This window comes from Streptomyces sp. NPDC059443, from assembly GCF_042750105.1.
Lineage (GTDB): Bacteria > Actinomycetota > Actinomycetes > Streptomycetales > Streptomycetaceae > Streptomyces.
In genome coordinates, this window is the sequence record NZ_JBHYVM010000005.1 from 66296 (window position 1) to 90698 (window position 24403).

Sequence of the window (24403 nt, forward strand, 5' to 3'; positions counted from 1 at the left end):
GCGCCGCGGGGCGGCGCGCGGGGGGGCCGCCCCCCCCCGCCCCCCCCCCCCGGGGGGGGGGGGCGCGCGGCGCGGGGGGGGGGGGCGCCCCCCCCCCCGGGCCCCGCGCGGCATGGGGCATGGTCCAGCTGAGCCGTGAGCAGGCTCGCGGCCGGGCCGGCGACTTCGAGATCATCGGGTACATCCTGCGCGGTCGGCCCGGAGGCGTGCCCGGCCCTTGGGGCTACCACTTCGACGACTACCTCCAGCACGCTCCCCTCACCGACCAGCACTGCAACAAGATTGCCCACCAGGCCGCACTCATCGAGCGGGCACTCGGGAGTTACCCGGCGGACGTCCCGAGCCAGCGGAGTCGCGCTCCGGTAGCAGTCTGGGGCGCCCAACGAGGCCGGTCCTATGCTGACGGTCGTGCAGGTAGTGGGTATGAGCGGTGAGGACGAGATGGTCGCTTGCTTCTTGAGCGGCGAGCTGTCCAGCCGGAGGTTCGGCCAGAACCTCCGATCCCACCTGGCCGCAGCCGGGCAGGCCGAGCAGTTGCTGACGCATCCGGACCTTTCCGACGCGGGAGCGAACATCGCACGTCGGGCTCTCCTCGCTGCGACGCGCGGCTACGGCGAGAACCGCGACCTGTTCGAGAACTTCCCCACTCAAGTCGCTTGGACCAGGGCACTCCTGTCCGCGGACGAGGCGGTCGGCGTGCGCTACATCGACTACTCCTACTGGGTCGAACTGTCTGGTGGCAGCCGCCGGCCGACCGACGCGGCCGCACGCATCAGGGCAGGGCTACGGGCGTTCGACGTGCCCAACGAACCGTTCGTCGACGCGGCCCGCGCGTTCATCAGAGGCGAGCAGTTTCCTCCGCTTATCCTCGTCTGCGAGAGGCGGGACGACCTGGTCTGCCTTGAGGGTCACCTGCGCCTGACCGCCTACGCCCTCGTTGGCTTCCCGACCGACGTCGAGTGCCTGATCGGCACCGCGTCGGCCATGGGACGCTGGGCGAAGTAGTCCAAGCGCGCCAAGCGCTCTTTTTCTCGGGAGTTCTTGTCAAATCCTGTGGATGACCGGACAGTCCGATGGCCGGTCGATCAAGCAAGCGGCTTGCGGTAGCGGACGTACTCGTTCTGCCGCCGGAACCCCACGCTCTCGTAAAGGTCGTAGGACCGGTGCGGGTTTGCCGTGCCCGTGAACAGCCGGGCGGTTGTTGCGCCCTGCTCGCGAAGGCTCCGCAGCCCGTCCAGCAGCAGGGCCCGGCCGATTCCAAGGCGTCGCTGGTCCGTCCGGACACTCAGCTCTTCCACCTCGCCCACGGTGTGGTCGTGGCGGCGGATGGAGCAGAGGGCGACGCCGACCATGTCCTGCCCGTTCCACGCAGCCCTCCAGCATGCCGGGTCGGCGGTGTCGACGAAGTCCTGGAAGGGCCATCTCCGAGCGAAGCCGGTGTCCGCGTAGGAATCGACGACCGTCTTCCAGGCTGCACGGTAGTGGCTTGTCCCGATCGGCCCTGTCCATATCCCGGCCGGCAGCTCGCCGCCCGGCTCGGGCATCTGCTGCAGATCGCCCAGCTCCAGTTCGACCAGGCTGAAGACACGTCGGTAGCCGGCTGCGCGGAGAAGTGCCGTGGCGTCCTGTTCGGAGGCCACGGCGTTCGCGCCGATCACTGCCGTCCGCGGCGTTCCATGCTGTCTGACGATCTGGCGGATCCGTTCTTCGGCCCAGCTCAGCATCGCTGAGCCGATGCCCTGGCCGCGATGCTCGGGCAAGAGGTAGCCGCTGTGCAGGTACAGCCACGTATCGTCCCGCTCTTGCCACCACCGGATCGTCGAGTAGCCGATGGCGCTCCCGTCGAGAACCACCAGGATCTGGTTCTTGGACGGCTCCTCCAGCTTGGCAGAAGCTTCGGCGATCTCGGCCGCTGTCGGGAGCCCTTCCACAACCGAATGGATATCGACCCGGTCCCGTTCAACACATCCCAGCCGCACCGCGGCCATGGCGCCGTGGTCCTCGTCGCCGCGATACGGCCGGAACCTGAAGCCGACCGGAAGGTCCTGTCCTGCCGTGCCATCCAACATGACCGGATGTTCTCGAACTTCGAGGCAGGTCCGCCACCCTATTCACGCCGCGGTCGGCTGCGGCCGTTCAACGAGCTGGCCGCATTCGAAGCGGGCCCCGGCGCGGACGAGGGCGACGAGGTGGGGTGCGTTCACGGCTCACCAGCGGGCAGCAGGTGGGCGGCGGGCGTCTCCGCACGCTCTGTGCCCTTCGCCACGAGCCTGTCCTGTCCTGTCCTGTCCTGTCCTGTCCTGTCCTGTCCTGTCCGCAGGAGCGCATCCGTGAGACTGGCCAAACTCCAAGGTCACCTGGACTTTGAAACGCCCGTGGTCCAAGGGCGGGCCCGCCATAAGGCAGGCGGGTATCGGGAGCGCAATTGGCGATATGCGGAACGGAAGAATGCGCGGTACGCCATACGGTCAGCCGTCATGAACTCAGCTGTAGGGCCATGGCTCACCAAGCAAGTCAAGACTTACCTTTGGAGAACTTTGACCGTATGGTGTGGCTCGAATCGAAGGAGCCCCATGTTGTCGAAAATCGATGATCCCGCTGCGCGTGCGGTTGAAGCGGAGCGGGATTATGTGTCCTCCTTATACGAGTTGCTCACAGAGCGGCTTTCCGAGGCGCGAGTACACCGAGCGAGTGTGCTGAAGGCCCCGGCGGAAAGCGCCGGTGAGGCATACGAGAGAGAAATCGCCGCCGAGCATCTGGCCAAAGAAATCGGAAGGCTGGAGGGCGCCGAAAAGGGACTGGTCTTCGGGCGCATCGACTGGACGGATGGCACGGCCCTGCGCATCGGACGCATCGGACTGCACACGGAGGAGGACGACCTGCCTCTGCTCGTGGACTGGCGCGCGAACGCGGCGCGGCCCTTCTACGAGGCGACACCGGTCCACCCGATGGACCTGCGGCGGCGCCGGCACCTGCGCCTCGCGGAGCGCACGGTCATCTCGGTGAGCGACGAACTGCTGGACGGGACCGCCCCGACCGACGAGGACGTCGTGGGGGACGGCCCGTTGACCGAGGCTCTCTCGGCACGGCGTACGGGCAGGATGCACGCGGCCGTCGCGACGCTGCAGGCCGAGCAGGACGAGATCGTCCGCTCCGCCCACCGCGGGGTGACCGTGGTGCAGGGCGGGCCCGGCACCGGCAAGACGGTGGTCGCCCTGCACCGGGCGGCCTATGTCCTGTACGCGTTCCCGCGCGCTGCGGAGGAGGGTGTCCTGGTGGTGGGCCCGAACGCCCGGTTCCTCGACTACATCTCCCAGGTCCTTCCCTCGCTCGGAGAGAACGACGTCGTTCTGACGACCTGCCGGGAACTGGCCGGAGTGTCCACGGACACGGTGGACCCGTTCGATACGGCGCGTCTCAAGGGCAGCTCCGACCTCGCCGACGCCTTGGCCGGCCTGCTGCGCGTCCACCAGGCCCCCGCCGGTGACTTCACCGTGCGGGTCGGACAGGAACTGGTTCACCTGTCCGGCGAGGAAGTCGCCGCGGCACGCGACGCCGCCCTGGCAGCCGTACCGGGGCACAATCCCGCGCGCCAGGTGTTCAGGGAGCTCTTGGCCGACGCCGTCACCGACGCGATGCAACGGGAGATGGGCGACCTCCTGGAACAGATCGACGCCGATACCGAACGGATGACGGGCCTCAACCTCGACCGGTTCACAGGAGTCGCCCAGCACCGTGCCGAAGGTGCGGCCGACTCAGGTCCGGTCCACGAGCTGGACGTGGACGCCATCCGAGCCGATCTCCTCGACGACGTCGGCGTCGACCGAGCGGTCGAGGCGCTGTGGCCGCGGCTGGTACCGGGTGACCTCGTGAAGGCGCTCCTGACGGACGCCAGCGCTCTCGCCGAGCGCCTGCCTCTCCTGAATCCGCAGGAGCGTTCCCTTCTGCTGCGCGGTCAGGACGACCCGTGGACCGATGCCGATGTGCCGTTGCTGGACGAGGCCGCGAGCCTGGTCGACGGTCCCCCCGAGCGGACGTACGGGCACGTCGTCGTCGACGAGGCGCAGGAACTGACCGCCATGGAGTGGCGGATGATCGTCCGCCGCTGCCCGGCAAGGGCGATGACACTGGTGGGTGACTTCGCCCAGGCAGGCCCGGTCGCGACAGCACGCGACTGGAAGGAAGCACTGAGCCCCCACGTCGGACCGCGGTTCAAACTGCACGACCTGACCGTCAGCTACCGCACCACGCAGGAGATCCTGGAGAGCGTCCGGGACCTGCTCACGCGGATCGCTCCGGACCAGAAGCCCACACGGTCACTGCGAAGCGGTGAGATCCCTCGCACCGTGACCACACCTGCGGACGGCCTGGTCGCCGGCGTCGTCGAGGAGCTCCGCGCCCAGAGCACCGCGCACCCGGGCGAGCTCCTGGGAGTGATCTGCGCGGACACCAGGGTGAGCGAACTGACGGCCCAGGGCATCGCCCACCACGCACGCATCGTGCCGGCGTCCGAAGCACGCGGCCTGGAATTCGACGGAGTCGTCGTCATGAACCCCGAGGAGATCAAGACGGCCCGCCCCGGTGGGGAAAGGGACTTGTACGTAGCCCTGACCCGGGCCACCAAACGCCTCTGCACCATCACCGTCCAGCCCACCTGACGACTCGCCACCCGCGTCGCAGCCCGGCTACTGCGCGACCGACCTCAACCGCCACACCGGGATGCGCACGGCGGAGGAGGCCGCGGCCGTGGCGGTTGACCTGGCGACGGCGGGCGAGGACGGCCCGACAGGCACCTTTTTGGCCGAGGACGGGCCGATTCCTTGGTGAGAGCATGCCTCGCCGTCGTCTCCGCCCGAAGCCCGCCGGGGTGCTTTCACCTCCCCCCGCCGTGACGATCACCGGCCTCTTGCGCGGCGCCCCTCCCCACGGGCCTTACCGGTATCTGGTGGGCGCACAAGCCAAGACGGGCACGAGGTGATCACTCATCTCACGGAGTCGGCATCAAGGGCTGGGCCGCGGGTCAGCCGGTGGTTTCCATCGCGGTTGTGTGCTCGTCGTGCGATCGGCGGCAGCGAGCCGCGCCTCGTGCGCACCGGCGTGTACGAGGCGCGGCTCCGCCCCGGCGACCTGCTTGCCTGATCGTGGCGACCTGCTCGCCAACCTCGACCCGGCCTGCTACCGGCCGCTGCGGCCCCGCCGACCGGACCGGCCCTGAAGCCATGACCGATGGCGGGGTGCCGGGGCCGCCGAGAAGGAGAACCCGACCCGACGACCCGTCACTGAGGATCGGGATTAGTTTGTGGATCCGACGATCTCCCAGGGGGCTCCGACGTGGGTGGGGCTGCCGCTCTCCTCAAGCACGTTCACCCGGGAGCCGATGCGGGCGTCGTTCATGTACCAGATCTGGGTCTCATTGGTACTGGTGTTGTGCCAGAGAATGTCCGGGCTTCCCTCTCGGTCAAAGTCTGTGACGCCGGCGATCTGCCAGGGTGCTCCGACGTGGGTGGGGCTGCCGCTCTCCTCAACCACGGTCCGCCGGGAGCGAATGCGGCTGTTGAAGTCCATGTACCAGATTTGGGTCTCATTGGTGCTGGTGTTGTGCCAGAAAATGTCCCGGCCTCCGAACACGTTGAGGCCTCCAACGCCGGCGATCTCCCAGGGTGTTCCGACGTGGGTGGGGTTGCCGCTCTCCTCAACCACGCTCTGCCGTACGGCGATGCGGGTGCCGTTCATGTACCAGATCTGGCTCTCATTGGTGGTGACGTTGTGCCAGAGAATGTCCGGGTGTCCGTTCAGGTCGAAGTCTGTGACGCCGACGATCTGCCAGGGGGCTCCGACGCGAGTGGGGCTGCCGCTCTCCTCAAGCAGGCTCTGCCGTCCGGCGTAACGGTTGCCGTCCATGTACCAGACCTCGGTCTCCTTGGTATTGGTGTTGTGCCAGAGAATGTCCGGGCTTCCGTTCCGGTCGAAGTCCGCCATGCCTTCGATCTCCCAGGGTGTGCCGAAGCGGATGGGGTTGCCGTTACCATCAGCCACGCTCCCCCGGGAGGCAATGCGGTTGTCGATCATGAACCAGATCTGGGTCTCATTGGTGCTGGAGTTGTGCCAGAAAATGCGTGCCGGGTTCTGGTCCATTGCCCCTTGATGCGCGAGTGCCCCGATGACCTTGGCCGGCGTGGTCCCCTTGGCCTCGGCCCCGCCCGATGCGCTCTGCGCCGGGCCGGCACTCAGGGCTGTCAGAGCAGCGACAACGGTGACGGCCGTGCCAACCAGGGATGCCTTTGTCCTGAGCATGCCGATTCCTCCTGTGTGTACCCACGGCCCGATGCCGCGGCCTGTGATCTGACGAGACGGACCGACCGCGGAGACAGGTGAGTCCCCGACGGCCCTGCCCCGGGGCTGCACCGGTTGCGACGCAGGTGAGCAGTAGCCGGTGCTGCCGTCAGCTGCCTTGGCGCAGCCCTGAGCGGTGAAGCTGTGCAGGACTCCGGGCTGCGTGGTCGTGTACACCGCGTCCGTGGAGTACCGCGGGGTTGATCTCCTCCTGGTCGACGACTTCGCCGTGTTTGACGGAGTACTTGATGACGTCCCACGCCGTGAACGTCAGGAACAGCAGCCGGAAACCGCCGGGGGCTCGCAGCGTGGCCGGATAGGGCTCGGCACGCACAGCCGGCGGGGTGTCGTCGCCATGGCCCACTGCTCTACTGCAGGGTGACGACGATGGGCAGCAGCCGGCGCCGTCCGCCATCGGCGGATCACCCCCTAGCAGATCACGGTACTTCTGTGCAGTCTGCTGCTCTTCGGACACGAACACGGACCCGGACATCTCCATCACCGACCTCGTCTCATCGCGATGCCACTTCCCCGCCGCAAGCGGCACGGACACGTCGCTTCACCCGATCGCAGTGAGAAGTAACGATCATCCGTCACCCGCAAAGCCTGGTTCATGGAATTGTGCGAGCGCGGGATCGGCCTCCACTCCATGGTCATGTCCCTTGTAGTGGTGTAGCCAGGTCGAGCGCCGCGTGCCGAGCTGGCCGGGAGGCGCCCCCTCGGACCTGTTCTGCTGTTGCGGTCGGCTGGGGCGGGAGGAACGGCCTGAGGCCCGCCATGTCACGTGGCGGGCCTCAGTGGATTCCGGGGTACGGCGGCGAGCGCGCTCAGTGCTACTCGGCCGTCGGCTCGACGTAAGTGCTGTCGAACCAGTCGAGGAACCCTCACCCGTTGGTGGTGGACGGCCTTCTTGATGGTGCGAGCGAAGCCCATTGCCTTGACGAACTCGGGCCGGACCTTCATCCGGGTGCTGATCTTCTCCGAGAAGACCGGGTCGCACCCGGCTTCCGCCAGGGCGTCGAGCTGGCTCTGGAGTTCTTGCTGGGCGGTGCTGCACCTCGCGTAACCCACCCTCGTGGGCTTCATCGTGGCCTCCGGCACGGCGGCGTCGACGGCCGGGGCCGCGGTCGGCGGGGGTGCGGACTTCGAGCTCGGCGCAGAGTTGGGGGACGAGCATGAAGCGCGGGGTGTGGTACTTCGGGGCGATCCTGCCGCCGCGGTGCGGCAGGTGCTTCCGGCGGGCACCTCACAGGCGGGGCAGTCGAACTGTTCGACGGTGGCGGCCGGTTCGGTGGGCTCTGGCATGTCGCAGGACCTATCGCGAGGGGTGGGACACAAGGGTGATGAACGCCAAGAGGCCGTGCCCGCGTCGCACGCAGGCGGTCGATGGTCCGGGTGCAGAACGCCGACGAGGCAATCCCTCGACCGGAGGCAGCAGTTCAGCGCGGCCGGCCGGATGAACTGGCGAGCCGTCTCGGTGAGGACTGGGCGGGTGACGACTGTCCGTCGGGCGTGGCGCGCCGGGCCTGCCGACGCTTTCCGGTGGGGAAAGATCGCGTAAGCCGCAAATCGTCTGTATGCCACGGCGCTGCTCCAGGAAGGAGCCATGCAGTTGACCACACCCCGATCCACCGGCCGTAGGGCCCTCACGGCCCTCGTCACAGCAAGCCTTGCCCTGCTGGCGGTACCCGCCTCCAGCGCGTACGGAGTCACGCCCGGCCCACGCGACCGACCGAACGGCGTCTCGACTGCCGTTGGGGGGCCTCCAGGACCTCCAGGGCATGCACATCGGGCCAGCCATCGCCGCGCGATGTCATCTTCGCCGGCCCCGGCTGCGGCCGGGTGCAGGGCCGAACCGAGCTCGACGGGAAACGTACAAATCAACTGCCGGAGCAGTGATTCGGGGAAGCCGTTCGACCAGAGCGAGCCTGCGGTGGTTGCCGATCGGAACAAGGTGGTCTCGGCATTCAATGAGGAGAACGCCGATGGATTCGACATCGGGTACTCGGTGTCCCACAACGGTGGCCGAACGTGGGTCGACATGGGTAATCCGCCGCGATCGCCGGACGTGCAGCCGTTTGCCGACCCGCGTCTCGCGATCGACCCGGCGGGCAATATCTGGCTCACCGTCCTCGCAAAGGACGTCTCAGATGTCGTCAAGATCGCTCTGTACGAGATGCCGGCGGGCAGCGACACGTTCCATCTCGTCTCGTTTCCGGCGGTCGCCTCGGCGCCAGGCTTTCAATTCCAACCCGACCGTGCGCGGCTCACCATCGCCCGCGACGGCGACGGCCGCACGCACTTCTACCTCACCTACCACCAGTACCAGGGCTCTCCCGGAGCGATCCAGGGGCCCGTCATCCTGGCCGACTCCACCGACGCGACACACTGGCGCCACACGACGCTCACCGAGCCGGATCTGTGTGAACCGTCCGCACCCGCCGCCGCACCGGTCGCGAAGGGGAACAAGCTCTACGTGTTCTTCCACGACCTCGACAAGGCCGCATGCGCGCACGACCCCGATGCGGATCCCACGGTGACCAGCGGCCGGGAAGAGATGGTCACCGTCGACGTCAAGACAGCCGGCGTCCTGCGCCGGACCGTGATCGCCCCGATCCACGGAGTCGGTGAACGGGTGGACGCGGACTGCGGCGGCCAACAGGTGATCGCGACCGCACCAGATCTTGCAGCGCGCAACGCGTCCGCGTCAGATCCCACACTCGGGCCTGACGGCGTGCTCTACGTCGTATGGCCTGACCGGCCAGGCGGCTTGGGTGGCGGCTTCGGCAACGCCACCAGGATCTACCTCAGCTACTCCAGAGACGGCGGCGTCTCCTGGGCTGCGCCGAAGGTCATCAGTGGTCCGCTCTCGGCGACCCACATGGCCGACCGGTTCCAGCCCGCCCTGACGTCCGACGCCCACGGCCTGCACACCATCTGGTACGAGCGGGTTCCAGACCCGGCCGGCGGGCCCGACCTGATCCGCACCGACAAAGCCGACCTCACCCTCGCCGGACCACAGACCGGGCCCGTGGTCCGCAACCGCGAACAACCGCTGTCGACGGTCCCCTGGCAATTCCTACCCAAGGCCCAGACCGGCTGCTACGCGGGCGACTACATCCAGGTGGCCAGCAACGGCGTCAAGGTCTTCGCAACCTGGGGTGACCTGCGAAACACCGTAGAGGCCGCTGACGGCACAGTGACCCACGATTCCGACGTCTTCTCGGACAGCTGGCTGGCCAAGGGGAGAGAGCAGGAGCCTCGGTGAAGCTCCGCCATCTTGAAGTGCTCGTCAGCGGGGTGGCGTGACCTCGTTTCGGGGCTCGTGCTCGTGCGCGTGCTGGTCGTGGGCGGCAGTCTGTGTTGTAGATCGTCCGGCGGGGTGGTGTTGCCGATGAGTTCTCCGTCCTCGAACGGTCTACCCAGCGACACGACCGTTTTCGACAGGAGTGCCATGTCCACCATCCAGCCAGTGATCCTGACTGCCGCCCAGGACGTTCTGCTCGGCTTCTATACGCAATTGTTCGGCGCTGAGGAGATCTTCCGGGTACCGGCGGAAGGCCCGGCCTTCTACCTCGGCCTGCGCATCGGCGACACCGACCTCGGGCTGGTGGCCAAGGAGAACCCGGGGACCGGGGCGGCGCCGCGGATCCTGCTCAGCATCGGTGTCGACGACGTCGACGCGACGTTCGCTCGGGTGGAGGCGCTCGGCGGCTCGGTCAGCGGCGGCCCCAACGACATGCCGTGGGGACAGCGCGTCGCCCACATTAAGGACCCCGACGGCAACCCGGTGAACCTCACTCAGCCGATCCCGGCCCGGTGACGCGGTTCCGGGGGCATGTGCTGATCGTGGGCTACCTGCGATAGAGATCAATTGTCGCTAATGGCCTCGCTGTTCGTCAGGACGAGCAGCGCGCGAAACAGGTGGGTGGCGCGGGCGGGGTCAGTCAAGGCGGCAGTGCCTCAGCGACCGAGGTAGGGCACGAAGTTGTCTGGCTCCAACAAGGGGTCGGCCCAGGCTGCGTGTGTAAATACGGGACGCTGCGACATCCGGCCGCCCGCGTCATCGACTAGCGTCGTCCTCACTCGGGGAGTGAGACGGATCCGATAGCGCAGACTCTCCACCTCGACGACGCCGCAGTCACCCGCATCGGTGTCCAGTACTGCGTCCGGGACGGCACTCACCGTCCACCCGGCCTTGGTGGCGAGATACATCCACACCTCGAGAGCGCGCTCTCGAGGTGCGAAGTTACCCACTCGGGCGATGATCTGCGTCGGATCGGCTCTGTCGTCAATGGTCATGTCGCCCCTCCATGGCTTGGGGCGATCATGCCAGATCAGCCAGAGAATCCCCCTGGCTCCGAGCCCGCCTCCGGCCTGGCGTCTCTCGGCGGCCCAATTCAATAGTCACCAAAGGAAACGACCTCTTACGGGCGGTCGCGCGGGCACGGCACGATGGAGACACCGCGCGCGGTTTGCGTGCAGGCTGCGATGCCGCAGAAGTACCTGGAGGGCCGCACGACGGACCCCGCGACGTGGATGACCTCACCGCAGAACCTCGCCCGGATCGCCGCGCTCACCCGCGCGGCCGAAGCCCGCAGCCCGCAGCCCGCAGCCCGCAGCCGCACGGTCGAAGAGCAGGGCACCCGCACCATCAACCGGCTCCGGGCCCAGTTGTCCGGGATCTTCCCCAGCCTGGAACGGGCCCTGGACCTCACCAACAAGGGCCCGCTGACCCTGCTGACCGGCTACCAGATCCCCGGGGCCATCCGCCGGCTCGGCGCCAAGCGCATGGAGACCTGGCTGCGAAACCGCAAGATCCTCCGAGCCGATCAACTCGCCGAGACCGCGGTCGAGGCGGCCGAACGCCAGCACACCAGCTTGCCCGGGGACCGGTCCCACGCGACTCCGGCAAGATCAGCGGGAACCTGCGACGCCGCAGCGATACAACCGACGGCTTCAGCGCGTGAGTACCCCGTCCCGGACGATGCCTAGTTGGCGACTTCCCGGGCCTCGTACCCTTCGAGGCCGACCCTGAGGAGGGACGGGACGAGGGCGTGCAGGTACCAGGCGAGGTCGGTGAACTTCGACGCGCCCGGGATGCGTCGGCGGTTGATCGTGGGGAGGAAGGAGACTTCCCTGCGCTGGGCGCAGAGCATGAGCATGCCGCCAGTCCCGCCCTGCGCGTGGTACAGGTTCAGCCCCACGGTGTAGGGCAGGTTCGCCGCGGCATCCAGCTCAGCGAGCACCGCGTCGAGGCGATCGGGGGTGCTGTCGTGCCAGTCGTACATGTCGTCTGCGTCATTGACCATGTACGAGATGTAGCCGGCGTTTTCCTCGGCGGACCAGCCCGCGGGGGTCAGCACCTCCAGCAGGGCGCGCACGGTGGTTGGGTGCGTGAAGGTGAAGTCGATGTCCGCTTGTCGGTTTCCCACGTGCGTCTCCAGGTGCTTGATCGGTCGCGTCGCATACTCCCCGCTACGCAAGGTGCCGTCGACCCGATTTCCCTTGTGACCACTCCAGCCGTCGAGCAGCGGACGCTTGACTGCACCGCGCTTGAGGCATCCGGTTCCTCGGTCAGCTGCGGGGCCAGTTGTGAGCGTCGGGGTTCTCCACCCGGGCCACCCATCTGCGGTCGGGTAGCCGGGTCACGACCGACCCATAGGGCCGCTTCAGGTACCCGTTCGGCACCCTGACAGCCGCAGGAACACCGGCCCCGGCCCACTGCCATCAAGCCACCGGTAGGGAATTCCAGCAGGCCAAAGGCCCATTGCTCGAAGCAGCTCTGGCTGAGAGGCCAACCCGAATACACAGGGGCCAACCATCACGCTCAAGGGCCAACTGTCGCGCTCCTTACCTTGTTGACGGGATTCGCCATGTACGGCGCTCACCCAGAGGCGGCTCTGTGACCAGCGGTGATGCGAGTTCGCACCCAGGACTCGTCCGGCGGATCATGGCCGAGGCCGCAGCGTCTGGCGCGGCATCTCGCCGCGTTGCCGAAACGTCCCGACTGCGACGTTCTCGCGATGCCGCGGGCGGTCCGGGCGGAGAAGGACGCGGCCGACGACATCGGCTGGCTGGTGTCGGTCGACTCGACGATGGTGCGGGCCCTCCAGCACGTCATGGAGGGCTTCCGAGGGCACCTCGGATCGGTCACCATGGAGGTCCGTCGGCGATCCGAGGGTGGGGATGAGCGAGGGTGGGAACGTTCTGGACGGGCAACGGAGCAGGCCGGAGCAGGTCGGCCCCGCCCCGTGGCTGGCCCTGGCCTGTCTGGTCGGGCTGTTTCTGGCCTACGTCGTACTGACGAACTTCACCGCAGAGCCGCGGGCGGCGCTGTGGGGCGAGCCCGGCACCGTGACGGAAGCCGACTGCCGGACGTACGACAACACCGTGGCCAATGCGGGAACGTCGACGTCCTGCTCGGGCGTCTTCACCCCGGACGACGGCGGCTCGTCGTTCGAGGTCCCCGTCGAGGGCGACATCGATTCGCAACCGGTCCGCGCGTGGCTGGTGGACGGTACATCCGGCACCGCGTACGTCTCACCAACGGTGTGGGCGGGGGTGCTCCCTGTGGGGCTGTCCCTCCTCCTGGCCGGTCTCCCGGCGGCGGTGACGGTGAAGCGCGTGCTCCGCGTCCACGCACAACGCCCCAGAGAACCGCTTCACGGATCGGACCCGGAGTCGAGAGCGTGATCGACGACGAGCACAACGGGTACAGCAAGCACGTCACCCGGCTCGACAACGACAAGACGGGCCTCTGGCTAGGCCCTGTTCTCGTACAGCTACGGCCAACGGACATGTAGCGCTGGGTGACTGCCGTGGTCGTCGTTTCCCCTTGCCGGGCACCTCGTTGAGCTGAACGAGTGATCTCGGGCGGGCGGAGGAGTACAGGGTGCGGCAGGACTGGGAGCCGGAGGACCTGATCGAGGTCTGGACGCTGCTGGAAGACGACATGAAGCGGGTGCGGAACATGTCGGGGCGACTCGGCTCGGGTTCGCGCCGCTGCTGAAGTTCTTCGAGGCGGAGGCCCGTTTCCCGGAGGCGGCCAAGGAGGTGCCGGCCGCCGCGGTGGAGTACGTGGCCCAGCAGGTGAAGGTGCCTGCGGAGGCGTGGGCGAACTACGACTGGCAGAGCAAGGCGATCCAGCGGCACCGGGGCGAGATCCGGGCGGCGACACCGAGCACGGCACGGACGGCGACAGCGCCGTGGCCGGGGGCGGGCGATCGCACTTCACGGAACTGAAGACGGACCCCGGCGCCCCGGGCCTGGAGAGCCTGCTGGCAGAGGTCAACAAGCTGGCGCGGGTGCGGCGGCTGGAGCTGCCAACGGACCTGTCCGCGGACGTGTCGGAGAAGCTGGTGGACGCCTGGCGGGCCCGGGCGTCGAAGGAGTACCCCGCGAACCTGGAGCGGATGAAGCCGCCGCGGCGGCTGACGCTGCTGGCCACGCCGTGCCACGTCCGGCAGACGGAGATCACTGACTCGCTGGTGGACCTGTTCATCCAGCTCGTACTGAAGATCAACACTCGCGCAGAGCGGAAGGTCGAGAAGGAGCTGGGCGCGGAGCTGAAGAAGGTCCGTGGCAAGGAGGCGATGCTGCTGCGGGTCGCGGAGGCGGCCCTGTCGGAGCCGTCCGGCACGGTGCGGCGGGTGATCTTCCCGGTGGTCGGCGGCCTCCGCCGCCAGCGCCTGTCCACGTCAACACGCTGCTGATGCAGCAGGTCCTCGCCGATCCGAAGTGGGCCGACGCGCTCACTGACGCGGACCGGAGGGCGCTGTCCCCGCTGTTCTGGACGCATGTGAACCCCTACGGCCGGTTCGAGTTGGACATGAGCAGCCGTCTGGAGCTGGACCTGGCCGTCCGGGCGGCGATGGTGCCTGGCCCGCGGACCCCCGAGGGTGAGGCGGCCACCGCTTCCGTCTGACAGCGGGCTCGGGGCTCAGCGAGAGCGGTGGACGAGGATGCCGTTCCACACGATCGTCATCTTGTGCGGGCCGGTCCTCGTCCACGGCTCGAAGAGGGACTGCCGGGCAGGCGCCCTCGTACTCACGCCCCCGCAGATCCCGCGAAATCGTGCCGGTGTGCCGCGCCGGAAGGTCGTGCCTGCCCCCGGAGCAGGGCAGGCAGGTGAGCGCTCAGGTGGTGTTGCCGGGCTGTCCGGCGATCTGAGTGATCGTGAAGTGGACGAACTCGGCGGGGCGGACGGGCGCGACGCCGATGTCGCAGACGACCTTGCCGTCGTCGATGGTCTCGGGCGTGTTGTTGGTGTCGTCGCAGATCACGTAGAACGCCTCGTCGGGTGTGCGGCCCACAAGCGCGCCTTGTCGCCACTGGTCGGTGAGGAACGAGGCGACCGAATGCCGCAGCGTCGCCCACAGGCGCTCGTCGTTGGGCTCGAAGACCGCCCAGGTCGAGGACTGGTGGATGGAGTCGGAGAGGTGGGACACCAGGCGGCGGACGTTGAGGTAGCGCCAGTCGCGGGTGGTCGACCTGGTGCGGGCTCCCCACACGAGCAGGCCCCTGTCCGGGAAGACCCGCAGGCAGTTGACGCCCTGGGCGTTCAGCTCGCCGTGCTCGTCGTCCGTGAGCAGTGTGTCGAGCCTCAGGGCACCACGGAGGTTCTGGTTGGCGGGGGCCTTGAAGACGCCGCGCTCGGCATCGGTGCGTGCCCAGACTCCCGCCACGTGACCACACGGCGGCACGGTGCGCTCCACGGCGTCGACGCCCGGCACAGTGACCCAGGGGTAGTAGAGGGCGGTGAACGCGGCGTCGTCGGTGTCGGGCGAGGCGAGCTTCCCGGCGAAAGCCTTCATGCCGGCGGCGTCCAGCTCCGGCGGCGGGTCGAGGATCGCGAGCCGGTCACGCCGCTCGGTGCAGTGCTTCAGCACTGCGGCCATCCTGCTGACACCCTGATCCGCGTAGGGCAGCGGCACTTTGTCATCGGAGGAGGCGTCCGCGGTCATGTCCCAGAGACTGGGCACGGCGACCATGGAGACCTCCGGCACCGTCTCCAGGCCGGCCAGGCCCGTACGGGCCTCCACGTCCCCCTTGAGGTCCGGGACGGAGACAGCGCTCTGAGGGCTGGTGAAACCCACTACGTAGCAGGTTCCCCCGCCGTTGGCGAAGAACCCGTAGACGGCCTCGGCCAACGGGAAACACCGCTGCAGCGTACGAACGGCGGCGAGGTCGCCCTCGTTCAGGTCCGCGAGCTCCGCCGCGATGCCGGCCACGCTGTAGCGGGCCGCGAACTCCCGCCAACTCCCGATCCTCTGCGGGACCGTGCGCTCGGCCTCGGTGAACGGCTTGGGCGTCGCGCTCGGATCGTCCTTGGCGGAAGCCTTCGTGTAACCGAGGAACGCCGGGACCGATGTGCTCGCCCCAGTGATCGTGCGCACTCCGCTGGGGAGATCCTTCACGAAGACCCCTGGCGGGACCGGGTTGGGCATCTATGCTCCTTAGGGTTCGGGTCTACGCGCCGACGTCGGCCTCGAAGTCCTGATGGCCTTCAACGCCTGCTGGTGCAGTGCGCAACCTCAGCAAACCGCAGGCACCGACGGCATAAACAGGGGCATTGGCGCCTATTTGGGCGCAATATCGCCCCGCGTGGCTACCCTGTAGAACGCACAAACCGCTCTTCCGGGTGAAACCTCCTTCGACCTGGCCACAAGGCAATCGGCCCCGGAAGGCTTGCCACCCACACCGCTTCGCTTCCCGCAGCACCCGGTTCAACCACGGCGCCGCGCAGCGGGGTCGCGCTCGGCGACATGCCGGGCGACCGCGTCTACGCCGGGCCGGGCGTACCGCTCCAGGGAGCGGACGGAGGCGTGCCGGGAGCGGGCCAGCAGCATCGGGGTGGAGGTGCCGCCCTCGGCGTCGTGGGTAAGCGCGGAGTGCCGCAGCCGGTGCAGGGTCCAGCCGTCCAGGTCCTCGATGCCCTCGGGCGAGGCCAGCGGGTTGGCCAGCAACCGGGTGTTCTCCTCGAAGATCTCCTCGGCCCGACGGTAGGAGAGCCTCGCCCGGCCGGTCTCCTCGCACATGTCCAGCGACGGCGTTCCGGCCGGGGCTCGGCGGCCGGTGAGGAACAGCGGGCCGCGGGTGCGGCGGCCGATGAGGCGGGGCAGCAGCTGTGCGGTGCCGGACTGCCAGTGGATCTACTCCGTCGCCCTGCCCTTGGCAGTGATCTTCCCGCGCTTGTCCTGCGGGTAGAGGTCCTCCACGTTCAGACGGAGCACCTCATCGGCGCGAGCGGCGGACTCGTAGAGCATCTTCCAGAACGTCTTCTCCCGCAGGGCGACGTCGAGACGCCACAGGGCCGCGATCTGGTTCTCCGCGAGGGCCTTGGTGCGGTCCGGCGGGGCCGGCCGCCGCTCGATACCGATCGTCGGCTCGCCGACGATCCAGCCCTGGCGCTGCCACCGGGAAGACGGGCGGCTTCGCACCCCCGCGGGCCGGCCCGGTCGGCGCCGGTTCGCCGGCGAACATCCACCCCCATGTAGTCAGCGAGATCCGGTAGATCCGCGCGGAGGACTTCGCGATGCCCGCGCCGGTGAGGTACCGCTCGACCGCCGCGGCGTACGACGCGGGCGGGGCGGACAAGGGCACAACACGGGCGCACGGCAACCTGAGCACGCCCCCGCCCCCGAGTTCGGTCACTCGTTCGCTCGCCATGCGCGCCCCGCCTCCCTGCGCTGCCGCAGTAAATCCGGCATTTACTGCGGCATCATCCTGGCGGGCCGCCAGATAACGAAAGTCCGATAAGCCGAACTCGGAACGAAACCGCCGCTACCACCAACCTTTGCACCGCCAGCCTTCACAGCGAACCCCGGCTCTGAGCATCACCCAGCGCTACATGTCCGTTCGCCGTAGCCATACGAGAACAGGGCCTCCTAGAGCTCCGCGTCCTGGTACGGCGGTTGCTGGCCGAGGTGCACCGGCCGCTCATCATCAGGGAGCCGTTGGCGGGCGGCCTCGCATCGGGCCGGGCCGGGCCGGGCCGGGCCGGGCCGGGCCGGACCGGACCGGGCCGGACCGGGCCGGACCGGACCGGACCGGACCGGAAGTCTGATCAGGTCTGGCAGTACATCCCTATATACACACGGCCATCCCATCTCGTGGCGTTCTCAATGAAGGCGTTGTAGTCCACGAGGCAATGCCCATTGTAGCCGATCGACTTCATGCCCGTCTTGTACTCAAGCCCCCTGGTGAGTGCCCATGAGTCACCGTCCGGCTGTGCCAGCCTGTCCACCTTTGTGCTCTCGATCTCGATGAATTCGGCCGGGTCCATACCAAGATTCGTCAGGTAGGCCCGCGAATCCTCCGGAGTGCTGCGAAATGCCAAGGAGGCGGAGTAGCCGTCCCGATCGGAGGACTCGCAGAACCGAATTTCGTCAGCCTTGGGAAGCTCCGGAAGGGAGTAGCGTTCCCTCAGCCGGGAAGAGAGATCCACGGTCTTGCAGGGCGGTTGACGGGTGGCGATCTCGCCGAGGCTGGAACATCCGGTCAACGCAATCATCCCCGCCATCGACGCTGCGATCACGGCCAGCCGACCCGGTTGATAGGTCATCAGCGTATTGCCCTTCTGGTGTCACTTTGCCTCAGGAGGGCCGCCACACCCCTGACGCCCACAGCTGTCCGCAACTGCCCGCACTGCGAAAAACCCGTCACCATCGTGGCGCTTCTCGCCACCCCCGAGGCCGCGCGGCCCATTATCCCCGCCGCAAGTCCCGACGTCATTCCCATGCGTCGCAGCTGAGCGACCGCACCTCACTGGCCTTGTCGGCCTCAGGCGGCGGCAGGGTCAGTCGGCGTTCGCGAAAGAGGCACTGAGGTTGTTCCACATGAAAGCGTCTCTCCAATCCGGGCGCCCCTTGGCCCAGCCGCTCAGGGCGGTGATCACCTTTTCCTGGGAGATCGTCCGGGTCTGGTAGTGCTCTGCCGCCGTCCCGCCCCGGAACTCCAGCTGATAGGTGTTGTCATCCCTCAGCCACACCTGCACGTACCAATCGCCGGGCGCCTCATCGTCGACTCGCTCGACAATCACGAAGGCGTTGCCCCGACCGAGATTCGCCACCATCCGACTCAAGGCCGTGGGCCCCGGATTCCTCACCTGATGAGAATTCGGGGATCCGCATCACCCGAGTAACCAGTGGGACGTCGGCCTTGGGGATCATGATCACGTGCTGTCGACCGTCCGACAGCAGGTCCAGGCAGGCCATCTTCCAGTGCCGGCTTTCTTCTTCGAGGGGGTCAGCGTGCACGGACCTTGGACGGTGGGTCAGCCGAGCACGCGTGAGCTCGCATACAGTGCAAGGGGCGGCCGAAGCCAGTTGCATTGGCTTCGGCCGCCCCTTCGTGCGGTCCTGGCGAATCAGGCGAGGCGGCGACGCAGCCACCAGGAGCAGAAGCCGGCCAGAAGCCCGGCGAGGGCGAGGAAGACTCCCGTCTCGATCCACTGGAAGGTCCAGTAGCGGTCGGCGGGCTGGTAGGCGACCTTCACGTGGAGGTCGGACTTGGCGAAGCAGTCGAGGGGGTCGACCCTGGCTTCCGCGCAGCCTTCGCTGCCGCGGACCTCCCTGCCTGCCGAGTCGACCGCCGGACCGGGTGTGGACACGACCCAGTCGCCGGGCCTGGACACCCCCACCGCCAGGTGGGCGTTGTCACCGGAACCCGACAGCTGGATCTGCGTCCCGTTCCAGCCGTCCTTCGGGGCGACGGCGCTTCCGGTACCGGGCTGCGCCATGGCGAGGGAACGGAGCGCGACATCGGTGCGTTCCGCTGACATGAAGTGCGGGCGGATCGCGAAGGGCACCAGGATCTGGACGGCGGTGAAGACGACGAGGGTGGCGGCCATCGCGGGCACAGTGCGCCGGATCAACAGACCGGCGCAGGCGCCGACGGTGAAGGCGAAGGCGGCATAGCCGAGGGGAACGATTGCTCGTCCGCTGAACAGCAGGGGGGTGAACCGGTCCAGGTTGATCCGGTCCATGGGACTGGCCCACCAGGTCACCAGGAGGCTGAGCAGTCCGGTGACGGTGACGGCGATCAGACCGACGGCCCCGAGCTTGACCGCGAGCCAACGGCCGCGGGTGATGCTCTGGTTCCAGACGAGCCGGTGGGTGCCGGCCTCCAGTTCGCGGGCGATCAGCGGAGCCCCCCAGAAGACTCCGATGATGCCGGGTACGGCGATCATCAGGCCCGTGACGTAGTAGGACAGGGTCTGGTACTGCGTCACGAGTGCGGCCTTGGCCGATTCGCAGTCGGTGTGGCAGCCGACGACGTTGCTGTCGTAGGTGTCGCGCATCTGGAGTCCGGTGACCACGAGGAATATCGAGAGCGCGGCCAGGGCGGCGAGGGCCACGAGCGTTTGGATGCGGTATTGGCGCCAGGTCAGCCAGATCATCGCTGGTTCTCCAGAGTGGGTCGGCGGCCAGGCCCGGCCGCGGCCTGACTCATGTAGGTGAGGACCATGTCCTCCAGGTTGAGGGGCTCCAGGACCCAGGAGGCGTCGCGGATGGCTTTGTCGGCGCGCACGATGAACGTGCTCTGCCGCTCGGTGTGGGTGGCCTGGATGACCTCCATGCCCTCGGGCAGGGTGGCGGCCTCGCGGCGGGCGGTGGTGAGCCGGAAGTGGGTGGCGAGCAGGTCGTCGACGTCGCCGGCGATCTGGACGCGGGAGGCGACCAGCGAGATCAGGTGGTCGCAGACCCGTTCCAGGTCGGAGACCAGGTGCGAGGAGAGCACGACGGTAGCTCCGTGCTCGGCCACGAACTCCATCAGGCTCTGCAGGAACTCGCGCCGGGCCAGGGGGTCCAGGGCGGCGACCGGCTCGTCGAGGAGCAGCAGCTCGGGCCTTTTGGCCACGGCGAGGGTCAGGGCCACCTGGGCGCGCTGGCCGCCGGAGAGCTTGCCTGCCTTCTGGGCGGGGTCCAGGCCGAGCTGCCGGATCCGGTCCTGCGCCAGCTGGGCGTCCCAGCCGGGGTTGAGCCGGGCGCCCAGCCGCAGATGGTCGGCGATGGACAGCCCCGGGTAGGTGGGGGTGTCCTGGGCGACGAAACCGACCTTGGCCAGCTGCTCGGGGCCGGACGCGGGACGGCCGCCGAGCACGTCGATGCTGCCCGAAGTCGGGGTGATCAGTCCGCAGGCCAGCTGTAGCAGGGTGGATTTACCGGCCCCGTTGGGGCCGACCAGGCCGACGACCCGCCCGGACGGCACGCTCAGGGTGCAGTCGGACAGCGCCTGCTTGCGGCCGTACCGCTTGCCCAGCGCTTTGGCTTCCAAAATGGCGGTCATTTCTCCTCGTCCTCTTCGGTGTGCGTGCGAGCGCGGAAGGTGCTCAGGAACAAGGCCTCGATGCTCTCCTCGCCCAGCCCGGCGGCTCGCGCCTTGTCCAGCCAGCGCTGCAGTTCTTGGCGCAACGGCTCGTGTTCGGACAGCGAGGCATCACTGAGCGTGCCGGAGATGAACGTGCCCACTCCGGGCTTCTTCGCGACCAGGCCTTCGTATTCGAGCTCCCGGTAGGCCTTGAGCACGGTGTTCGGGTTGATCGCCACTTGGGCCGCGACGTCCTTGACCGTCGGCAGCCGATCCCCCTCGGACAGCAGTCCCAGCCGCAGGGCCTGGCGCACTTGGTGAATCAGCTGCATGTACGGAGCGACACCGGACCGCGCATCGAGGTGAAACTCGATCACTGTCCTCCTCTATTCATCTAGGTTCCTAGCACTATAGCTCCAGTCGTAGCGCCCGTGTCAATGAAGACCGCAGTCGGCAGCGCCGATCAGGCCGAAGCCCGTCCGCGTCCGCCGGCCCGAGGACCTGTTCACCTCCGAGGAGATCGACCTCCGCGAACGGCTCCAGTCCCGGCCTCATCCGAACGCGGAAATCAGCAGCTAGCGGCTGTGATCAAGTGCTTAGCGCCAACGGCTGTACCGCTGGTCCCCATGGCCGAAGTCCGTCGACGGCGCCACGGCGACGTGCGGTGCGTTCAAGTCGCCTCAGGAGGAGAGCGACGTCTACGGATGCTCCTGATGACCGGGAGTGGACCGACCGGGTCCGCGAACGCGCCATCGGTCTCTACGTACTCGGCGACACGGTCGGACAGGACATCGCAAGGCCGGACGCCGCCAAGCAGTTCACCGCCACGCTGCTGGACGTGAAGGTGGAGCCCTCCAGCACCCGCGGGGTCCTGGTCCTGCCCAACACCTCGGGCGAGCTCGAACAGCCGATCCGGACGGACCGCGGCGACTCCGAGGCCGGCCGGGCGATGATCGAACGCGCCCGAGCGCTGATCGGCCACCGCGTACGGGTCTACCGGCTCAACGAGCGGATGGCGTCGAACCACAAGCTCGAGGTACGCATCGTCGTGCACCTCGCCGACTTCGGCCCGGACACCGACCCGGTCCACGAGAACAGCGCGAAGCAGAACGTCCTCGCGGCCGCCGAGGGCGACACGGCCATGGCCCAGCACGCCTGGTCGCAAGCCGGCCTCCCGGAGTCCGGCGCGGTCTACCTTGCCCGGCATGTCGAGGGTGACCGGCAGCTCCGGGGCCGGTGCGTCCTCAGGGCTGCTGGCGGTGTGCTCGGGCATGAGGTCAGCGACGGCCTGGGGTTGGCTGCGCAGCTGAGGCCGTGCTCGCGGGCCAGGACGGCGGTGGAGCGGCCTTCCAGGTACGCGGTGCGGACCGTGTCGGTCTTCCCGGCCGGGACGGCGGGGCGGCGTCCGCCCTTGTTGCCCTTGGCCTCGGCGGCGCGCAGTCCGTCGTAGGTCAGCTCGCGCTGGAAGTCACGCTGGAGTTCGCCGGCGGCGGCGAGGGTCTGCATCATGAACTTCACGGTGAACAGCAGTTCGCCGGTGCGCGGGTGACGGGCGGTGAGGTCCATCGCGGAGCACGCGCGTCGTGGATGCGCAGTGCCACCTGCTCGCGGTGGAGGACGTCGAGCACGTCGAGGATGTGCCCGGTGCCGCGTACGAGGCCGAACATCTCGGAAATGTGGAGGGTGTCGCCCGGCCGTGCGTCGTCAGCAGCTCGCGGAACTCGGGCCGCTGGACTCTGTTGGATTCGAGCCGCCTCGAACCCCCGGATTGCAGGGGTTCATTGGACGCCGGCACGACCTGTCGTCAAACGATTGTTTGCCGACACCATGGCGCGGACTACTGGAGGAAATCCGCTCGTGCTGGCGCTGGCGGTGTCATCCTGTGGTCGCCCACCGGCTCAACCCGGCGGCGGACGCTGAGCACCCACCCCGCACGCGAAGATCGACAACGTCGGATCTCGCCGGGAGGGCACATATGACCGCGCATGCCAGGGACACAGCAGCAGCAACGGCAGCCGAGATGTCAGTCGGCGCGTCGGCCGGCCGCGAGCCCGTCGAGCCCGTTCCCCGCTGGGCGGTCCGGGTGGCCCATGCCATCCCGCTGTGTGTCCTGCCGTCTGGGTTATGGCGTGTCGCGCTGGTGCTGGGCCTGGCCGGCTACGACGCGGACTACCACTGGGCGGTGTGGGAACGCCCGTACGTGCTCGGGCTGTCCGCGGTTTCCGAAGGGCTCGCGCTGCTCGCCCTCGGGCTGGTGCGGCCGTGGGGCGAAGTCGTCCCGCGTTGGGTGCCGGGGCTGCGCGGTAGACGGATCCCGATCCCGGCGGTGGTCATACCGGCCGCACTCGGGGCAACGCTGATCATGATGTTCTGCGCGTACGCCGTGCTGAACCAGATCTTCGGTTTCGTGGAGCCGATGAACGAGAACGGCGACGGTTCCCCTACCAGCGGTCCGGCCGCCTGGGCGCTGTGGACAACGTACGCCCCGCTCCTCGCCTGGGGCCCGCTCCTGGCGATCCTCACCGTCGCGTACCAGCGACGCCGCCGAGCGAACGACGCACCGGCTGCCGCGCGGCCCGAAGCCGGATAGCCGGTCCGATCGAACCTACCGTTGCGCAGGCCGCCCGCGAGCCGGTGAACAAGGAGGACAGGGGTGAGGTCTGAAACGTCGGCGGGTACAGCGGGTGAGCGGCAGACGATCACGATGCCGCCTTCCTTGGAGCATTTGGACCCCGCTCGTCGAGCTGGGCCGGTTCGTGCTCGTAGTCGACGGTGATGGAGCCGTGGTAGTTCACCACCGAGCTGCGGGCCGGGGAGATGTGCGCCAGGACCTCGGCGCCCACCTCGCGGCCCGCTTCGCGCAGTTCGTCGACGGCCAGACCCACGTACTCGGTGTGCCAGCAGACCACCGCGTTCGTCACCACCGTCAGGCACCACGCATGCTCGTTCTGCTGCTCGGGCTGACGACGGGTGATCTTGCCCTCGCGGGCGTAGTGGAGCTGGCGGCGCAGGGCGTGGAGGGCCTCGCCCTTGTTCAGCTGCCGGGCGATCTTTCGCCGGTAGCCCTCGTCCGACAGGTACTTCGCCGCGTAGATCGTGCGCCGAATCGCGCCGTACTCCTTGAGCGCGGCCGCTAGGGCGTTCTGCCGGGAGGAGGCGGAGAGCTTGCCGACGATCAGGGAGGCGGTGGCGTGCCCGTACTTCAGCGATCCGGCCAGGCGGAGCAGGTCGTCCCAGTGGTCGGCGATCAGGTCGAGGTTGGCCGACCGGACGGCGGCGGCCGTCCCCGACTCGAGGGTGCCGTCCCCCGCGGCGAATGCCTGCCTGAAGTCCCGGACGCCGGGGTCGCAGAGGAAGCCGTCAGGGTCACGGGCCAGGCCAGGCCAGGCCAGGCCAGAGTTATGTACGCGCTTCACAATGAAGCCACAGTCCACTTTGCCAGTGGCGACGTCACCAGAGACCGCCGCCGCCGCGCGACGCCCGAAGATCTCACCCAGCATGCATCAGCTGATCTTGGTCACCGGAGCTCCGCCGTGGATCGAGCAGCACAGACAGGATTCGGGACTCGTGCATGGGGCGTTGACCATGTTCGACCTGTCGGAGCCGTTTCGTGGGGATGTCCTGGACAGAGGTGGGGGTCCACACGAACTGACCGCGACGCGCGGGCCTAGTGGTGGTGTCCGGCCCACGCCGAAGCGAGTGGTTCAGCCCGCTGTCCCGTCCCGATTCAGATTGCCTATGGGGTGCGAATCGCAGG

General features: G+C 68.2%; 26 protein-coding genes and 1 pseudogene. 10 read left to right on the forward strand and 17 right to left on the reverse strand.

All coding sequences use genetic code 11. The annotated features are described in order from the left end of the window. Nucleotides 1-396 precede the first annotated feature (396 nt). Nucleotides 397-1005 carry a hypothetical protein gene (locus tag ACFXDJ_RS06285; RefSeq protein ID WP_384653870.1) on the forward strand — a complete coding sequence of 203 codons (609 nt, stop codon included), beginning with the start codon at nt 397-399 and terminating at the stop codon, nt 1003-1005. Nucleotides 1006-1085: 80 nt separating this feature from the next. On the opposite strand, the gene ACFXDJ_RS06290 is transcribed toward ACFXDJ_RS06285, so the two are convergent. Beyond that, the gene (locus ACFXDJ_RS06290) at nt 1086-2069 is read right to left on the reverse strand and encodes a GNAT family N-acetyltransferase (protein ID WP_384653872.1); all 984 of its coding nucleotides are present in this window, start codon (nt 2067-2069) and stop codon (nt 1086-1088) included. A gap of 42 nt (nt 2070-2111) precedes the next feature. After that, nucleotides 2112-2282 (reverse strand): annotated as a pseudogene (locus ACFXDJ_RS06295) (IS256 family transposase); the annotation flags it as partial. Between the two features lie 348 nt (nt 2283-2630). Here ACFXDJ_RS06295 and ACFXDJ_RS06300 point away from each other — a divergent pair. Continuing rightward, entirely contained in the window at nt 2631-4658 is a 2028-nt protein-coding gene (locus tag ACFXDJ_RS06300) for a HelD family protein (RefSeq protein ID WP_384653874.1), read from the forward strand. A 634-nt stretch (nt 4659-5292) separates the two neighbouring features. On the opposite strand, the gene ACFXDJ_RS06305 is transcribed toward ACFXDJ_RS06300, so the two are convergent. The 3 genes from ACFXDJ_RS06305 to ACFXDJ_RS06315 all read right to left on the reverse strand — a co-directional run bounded on the left by ACFXDJ_RS06305 (nt 5293) and on the right by ACFXDJ_RS06315 (nt 7419). Beyond that, entirely contained in the window at nt 5293-6294 is a 1002-nt protein-coding gene (locus ACFXDJ_RS06305) for an FG-GAP repeat domain-containing protein (RefSeq protein ID WP_384847993.1), read from the reverse strand. 148 nt (nt 6295-6442) lie between these two features. Further along, a complete protein-coding gene (locus ACFXDJ_RS06310) occupies nt 6443-6814 on the reverse strand; it encodes a hypothetical protein (RefSeq protein WP_384847996.1) in 372 nt (123 codons plus the stop codon). Nucleotides 6815-7113: 299 nt separating this feature from the next. Continuing rightward, on the reverse strand, nt 7114-7419 hold the full coding sequence (locus tag ACFXDJ_RS06315) for a recombinase family protein (RefSeq protein WP_384653879.1): 306 nt from the start codon (nt 7417-7419) through the stop codon (nt 7114-7116). An 847-nt stretch (nt 7420-8266) separates the two neighbouring features. Here ACFXDJ_RS06315 and ACFXDJ_RS06320 point away from each other — a divergent pair. Both ACFXDJ_RS06320 and ACFXDJ_RS06325 read left to right on the forward strand, forming a co-directional pair. Further along, nucleotides 8267-9601 (forward strand): sialidase family protein, encoded by a 1335-nt coding sequence (locus ACFXDJ_RS06320; protein ID WP_384847998.1) that lies wholly within the window; start codon nt 8267-8269, stop codon nt 9599-9601. 186 nt (nt 9602-9787) lie between these two features. Beyond that, nucleotides 9788-10156: a VOC family protein gene (locus tag ACFXDJ_RS06325; protein WP_384662573.1), complete on the forward strand. Its 369-nt coding sequence runs from the start codon at nt 9788-9790 to the stop codon at nt 10154-10156. Between the two features lie 140 nt (nt 10157-10296). Here the strand turns inward: ACFXDJ_RS06325 and ACFXDJ_RS06330 are convergent, their stop codons facing one another. Further along, on the reverse strand, nt 10297-10635 hold the full coding sequence (locus tag ACFXDJ_RS06330) for a hypothetical protein (protein ID WP_384662570.1): 339 nt from the start codon (nt 10633-10635) through the stop codon (nt 10297-10299). A 189-nt stretch (nt 10636-10824) separates the two neighbouring features. On the opposite strand from ACFXDJ_RS06330, the gene ACFXDJ_RS06335 reads away from it, so the two are divergent. Beyond that, nucleotides 10825-11328, forward strand: coding sequence for a hypothetical protein (locus tag ACFXDJ_RS06335; protein WP_384662578.1), 504 nt, complete (start codon nt 10825-10827; stop codon nt 11326-11328). Here ACFXDJ_RS06335 and ACFXDJ_RS06340 read toward each other — a convergent pair. Beyond that, entirely contained in the window at nt 11325-11768 is a 444-nt protein-coding gene (locus ACFXDJ_RS06340) for a hypothetical protein (RefSeq protein WP_384662567.1), read from the reverse strand. The genes ACFXDJ_RS06335 and ACFXDJ_RS06340 overlap by 4 nt on opposite strands. Before the next feature lie 754 nt (nt 11769-12522). Between ACFXDJ_RS06340 and ACFXDJ_RS06345 the strand changes: the two genes are divergently transcribed. The 3 genes from ACFXDJ_RS06345 (at nt 12523) to ACFXDJ_RS06355 (ending at nt 14260) form a co-directional block, all read left to right on the forward strand. Then, nucleotides 12523-13029, forward strand: a complete 507-nt coding sequence (locus tag ACFXDJ_RS06345; RefSeq protein ID WP_384662564.1) for a hypothetical protein — start codon at nt 12523-12525, stop codon at nt 13027-13029. A gap of 312 nt (nt 13030-13341) precedes the next feature. After that, a complete protein-coding gene (locus ACFXDJ_RS06350; protein ID WP_384848331.1) occupies nt 13342-13578 on the forward strand; it encodes a DUF4158 domain-containing protein in 237 nt (78 codons plus the stop codon). Nucleotides 13579-14047: 469 nt separating this feature from the next. Further along, entirely contained in the window at nt 14048-14260 is a 213-nt protein-coding gene (locus ACFXDJ_RS06355; protein ID WP_384662561.1) for a Tn3 family transposase, read from the forward strand. Between the two features lie 211 nt (nt 14261-14471). Here the strand turns inward: ACFXDJ_RS06355 and ACFXDJ_RS06360 are convergent, their stop codons facing one another. The 8 genes from ACFXDJ_RS06360 to ACFXDJ_RS06395 all read right to left on the reverse strand — a co-directional run bounded on the left by ACFXDJ_RS06360 (nt 14472) and on the right by ACFXDJ_RS06395 (nt 21023). Next, the gene (locus ACFXDJ_RS06360; RefSeq protein WP_384662558.1) at nt 14472-15782 is read right to left on the reverse strand and encodes a phage tail sheath family protein; all 1311 of its coding nucleotides are present in this window, start codon (nt 15780-15782) and stop codon (nt 14472-14474) included. A 279-nt stretch (nt 15783-16061) separates the two neighbouring features. Next, nucleotides 16062-16373: a site-specific integrase gene (locus ACFXDJ_RS06365; RefSeq protein WP_384662554.1), complete on the reverse strand. Its 312-nt coding sequence runs from the start codon at nt 16371-16373 to the stop codon at nt 16062-16064. A gap of 114 nt (nt 16374-16487) precedes the next feature. Beyond that, nucleotides 16488-16775, reverse strand: coding sequence for a hypothetical protein (locus ACFXDJ_RS06370; RefSeq protein WP_384662552.1), 288 nt, complete (start codon nt 16773-16775; stop codon nt 16488-16490). Nucleotides 16776-17401: 626 nt separating this feature from the next. After that, complete coding sequence (locus ACFXDJ_RS06375) at nt 17402-17899, reverse strand: hypothetical protein (RefSeq protein ID WP_384660809.1); 498 nt, start codon at nt 17897-17899, stop codon at nt 17402-17404. 234 nt (nt 17900-18133) lie between these two features. Next, a complete protein-coding gene (locus ACFXDJ_RS06380; RefSeq protein ID WP_384660806.1) occupies nt 18134-18409 on the reverse strand; it encodes a hypothetical protein in 276 nt (91 codons plus the stop codon). A gap of 294 nt (nt 18410-18703) precedes the next feature. Then, on the reverse strand, nt 18704-19735 hold the full coding sequence (locus tag ACFXDJ_RS06385; RefSeq protein WP_384660804.1) for an ABC transporter permease subunit: 1032 nt from the start codon (nt 19733-19735) through the stop codon (nt 18704-18706). Then, the gene (locus tag ACFXDJ_RS06390; protein WP_384660801.1) at nt 19732-20625 is read right to left on the reverse strand and encodes an ABC transporter ATP-binding protein; all 894 of its coding nucleotides are present in this window, start codon (nt 20623-20625) and stop codon (nt 19732-19734) included. The genes ACFXDJ_RS06385 and ACFXDJ_RS06390 overlap by 4 nt, the downstream gene beginning before the upstream one ends. Beyond that, a complete protein-coding gene (locus tag ACFXDJ_RS06395) occupies nt 20622-21023 on the reverse strand; it encodes a GntR family transcriptional regulator (protein ID WP_384660799.1) in 402 nt (133 codons plus the stop codon). Before ACFXDJ_RS06395 ends, ACFXDJ_RS06390 begins: the two co-directional genes overlap by 4 nt. Nucleotides 21024-21310: 287 nt before the next feature. Between ACFXDJ_RS06395 and ACFXDJ_RS06400 the strand changes: the two genes are divergently transcribed. Continuing rightward, nucleotides 21311-22096 carry a hypothetical protein gene (locus ACFXDJ_RS06400; protein ID WP_384660796.1) on the forward strand — a complete coding sequence of 262 codons (786 nt, stop codon included), beginning with the start codon at nt 21311-21313 and terminating at the stop codon, nt 22094-22096. A gap of 64 nt (nt 22097-22160) precedes the next feature. On the opposite strand, the gene ACFXDJ_RS06405 is transcribed toward ACFXDJ_RS06400, so the two are convergent. Beyond that, on the reverse strand, nt 22161-22313 hold the full coding sequence (locus ACFXDJ_RS06405) for a hypothetical protein (protein ID WP_384660795.1): 153 nt from the start codon (nt 22311-22313) through the stop codon (nt 22161-22163). A 353-nt stretch (nt 22314-22666) separates the two neighbouring features. Between ACFXDJ_RS06405 and ACFXDJ_RS06410 the strand changes: the two genes are divergently transcribed. After that, the gene (locus tag ACFXDJ_RS06410; protein ID WP_384660793.1) at nt 22667-23236 is read left to right on the forward strand and encodes a hypothetical protein; all 570 of its coding nucleotides are present in this window, start codon (nt 22667-22669) and stop codon (nt 23234-23236) included. 109 nt (nt 23237-23345) lie between these two features. On the opposite strand, the gene ACFXDJ_RS06415 is transcribed toward ACFXDJ_RS06410, so the two are convergent. Continuing rightward, nucleotides 23346-24062 (reverse strand): Tn3 family transposase, encoded by a 717-nt coding sequence (locus ACFXDJ_RS06415; RefSeq protein ID WP_384660790.1) that lies wholly within the window; start codon nt 24060-24062, stop codon nt 23346-23348. Between the last annotated feature and the right edge of the window lie 341 nt (nt 24063-24403).

Excerpts from the sequence above, each read along its gene's own strand:
- ACFXDJ_RS06285 (WP_384653870.1), top strand. The coding sequence starts at position 397 with ATGCTGACGGTCGTGCAGGTAGTGGGTATGAGCGGTGAGGACGAGATG.
- ACFXDJ_RS06290 (WP_384653872.1), bottom strand. The coding sequence starts at position 2,069 with ATGTTGGATGGCACGGCAGGACAGGACCTTCCGGTCGGCTTCAGGTTC.
- ACFXDJ_RS06305 (WP_384847993.1), bottom strand. The coding sequence starts at position 6,294 with ATGCTCAGGACAAAGGCATCCCTGGTTGGCACGGCCGTCACCGTTGTC.
- ACFXDJ_RS06315 (WP_384653879.1), bottom strand. The coding sequence starts at position 7,419 with ATGAAGCCCACGAGGGTGGGTTACGCGAGGTGCAGCACCGCCCAGCAA.
- ACFXDJ_RS06325 (WP_384662573.1), top strand. The coding sequence starts at position 9,788 with ATGTCCACCATCCAGCCAGTGATCCTGACTGCCGCCCAGGACGTTCTG.
- ACFXDJ_RS06330 (WP_384662570.1), bottom strand. The coding sequence starts at position 10,635 with ATGACCATTGACGACAGAGCCGATCCGACGCAGATCATCGCCCGAGTG.
- ACFXDJ_RS06335 (WP_384662578.1), top strand. The coding sequence starts at position 10,825 with ATGCCGCAGAAGTACCTGGAGGGCCGCACGACGGACCCCGCGACGTGG.
- ACFXDJ_RS06345 (WP_384662564.1), top strand. The coding sequence starts at position 12,523 with ATGAGCGAGGGTGGGAACGTTCTGGACGGGCAACGGAGCAGGCCGGAG.
- ACFXDJ_RS06355 (WP_384662561.1), top strand. The coding sequence starts at position 14,048 with ATGCAGCAGGTCCTCGCCGATCCGAAGTGGGCCGACGCGCTCACTGAC.
- ACFXDJ_RS06360 (WP_384662558.1), bottom strand. The coding sequence starts at position 15,782 with ATGCCCAACCCGGTCCCGCCAGGGGTCTTCGTGAAGGATCTCCCCAGC.
- ACFXDJ_RS06365 (WP_384662554.1), bottom strand. The coding sequence starts at position 16,373 with ATGTGCGAGGAGACCGGCCGGGCGAGGCTCTCCTACCGTCGGGCCGAG.
- ACFXDJ_RS06375 (WP_384660809.1), bottom strand. The coding sequence starts at position 17,899 with ATGACCTATCAACCGGGTCGGCTGGCCGTGATCGCAGCGTCGATGGCG.
- ACFXDJ_RS06380 (WP_384660806.1), bottom strand. The coding sequence starts at position 18,409 with ATGGTGGCGAATCTCGGTCGGGGCAACGCCTTCGTGATTGTCGAGCGA.
- ACFXDJ_RS06385 (WP_384660804.1), bottom strand. The coding sequence starts at position 19,735 with ATGATCTGGCTGACCTGGCGCCAATACCGCATCCAAACGCTCGTGGCC.
- ACFXDJ_RS06390 (WP_384660801.1), bottom strand. The coding sequence starts at position 20,625 with ATGACCGCCATTTTGGAAGCCAAAGCGCTGGGCAAGCGGTACGGCCGC.
- ACFXDJ_RS06405 (WP_384660795.1), bottom strand. The coding sequence starts at position 22,313 with ATGTTCGGCCTCGTACGCGGCACCGGGCACATCCTCGACGTGCTCGAC.
- ACFXDJ_RS06410 (WP_384660793.1), top strand. The coding sequence starts at position 22,667 with ATGTCAGTCGGCGCGTCGGCCGGCCGCGAGCCCGTCGAGCCCGTTCCC.